Annotated in this window: 2 protein-coding genes; one reads left to right on the plus strand and one right to left on the minus strand. The window is 61.7% G+C overall.

Features of this window, described 5'->3' with window-relative positions; translation table 11 throughout:
• Positions 1 to 20: 20 nt before the first annotated feature.
• Positions 21 to 1,141, minus strand: a protein-coding gene (locus IVB22_RS09065) for an IS630 family transposase (protein WP_247516995.1) whose coding sequence is annotated in 2 segments (ribosomal slippage) — positions 21 to 190 and positions 190 to 1,141 — 1,122 coding nt in all. Because the reading frame shifts where the segments join, the coding sequence is not laid out codon by codon here.
• A 42-nt stretch (positions 1,142 to 1,183) separates the two neighbouring features.
• Between IVB22_RS09065 and IVB22_RS09070 the strand changes: the two genes are divergently transcribed.
• Positions 1,184 to 1,389, plus strand: a 206-nt coding sequence (locus IVB22_RS09070; protein ID WP_247516996.1) for a LexA family transcriptional regulator, incomplete at its 3' end; no start/stop codon positions are given.

Here is a 1,389-nt window from a genome sequence, read left to right on the forward strand (position 1 = left end):
CTAGTAGCTCTGCACAGTGATTATGACTCTTTGGAAGCGGCGGGATAGGCGCGGGCCATTTTGGCGCGCGCCTTATCTGTTGTGAACATCCATTTGATGCGTGAGCGGGCGGCATTTCGCTTCCGTTCCCAGGCAGCGATTTCGCGGCGCAGCCGCTTGGGATCATCGATCCTGCGATCCAGGCACTGGCCCGCAGGACGCCGATTTCGATTTCAACCATGTTGAGCCAGCTTGCGTGCTTGGGGGTGTAGTGGAACTCGAGCCGTCGCAAAATCTGCCTGGCTTCGGCGGGCGGGAACGCCTGATACAGGGCGCCGGCCGAGTGGGTCGATAAATTGTCCTGAACGACCCGGATGATCTCGGCATCGGGATAATGGATGTTGACGAGATCGCGCATGCATTGAGCATAGTCTTCTGCGGCTCGCCGCTCAGTGACTTTGACCTTGCGCCAGGGACGATGCACGTCGAGGAGGACAAAGAGATTGACCGTGCCATTGCGACGATACTCGTAATCGTAACGTTCGAGCTGGCCCGGCCTGGCCGGGATGGGCTGACGGACCTCGCCGATAAGTTGCACCGGGCTTTCGTCGAAGCACACCACCGGCCGCTTGGGGTCGGAAGCCTCGGCGTAGAGGTCGAGGACATCCTCCATACGGGCAACGTATTCGCCATCGACCTGCGGAATGCACCACATGTCTTTGCGCCAGGGTTTGAGGCCATTTTCGGCCAAACGCCGCCGAACCGTCTCGTGCGACAGGCTCTTGTGTTCGGTGAGCTTGACCATCGCACCTGCCAGCAGCTCGAGCGTCCAGCGGGCACGGCCTTCTGGGGGGCTGGCGCAGGCCGTCGCCACCAGCAGGGCTTCTTCCTTGCCCGTGAGTTTGCGGTCCGCCCCGGGACGCGGCTCCTCGCTCAGCGCCCGTTCCAGATTGCCTTCCACGAAGCGTCGCTTGGTCCGGTACACGGTCGAGCCGCCCACGCCGACGCCCCTGGCGATCTCCTCGTCGCTGGCCCCGGCGTCGGCGGCCAGCAAAATCTGTGCTCGTTTGAGCTTGCGCGACGCATGTTTACCGCCGCCGAGCAGCGCTTTGAGTTCGATGCGCTCGACTTGGCTGAGTTCGACCCGATAGCGTACGTTCATGCCTGCCTCCTTGAATGAGGCACGCACGAACAACTGAATCGGATGGCCGGTGTGAGTCCTTCGGCAAAAACCTTCACGCCCAAACAGGGGCAGTACCTAGCCTTTATCCACCTCTATACGCGGCTGCACCGCAGACCTCCGGCGGAAACCGACATGCAGGAATATTTCCGTGTCAGCCCGCCCTCGGTTCACCAGATGGTGCTGACGCTGGAACGAGCCGGCCTCATCACAAGGCAGCCAAGGACGCC

Origin of the sequence: Bradyrhizobium sp. 190 (assembly GCF_023073415.1) — a bacterium.
Taxonomy (GTDB): domain Bacteria; phylum Pseudomonadota; class Alphaproteobacteria; order Rhizobiales; family Xanthobacteraceae; genus Bradyrhizobium.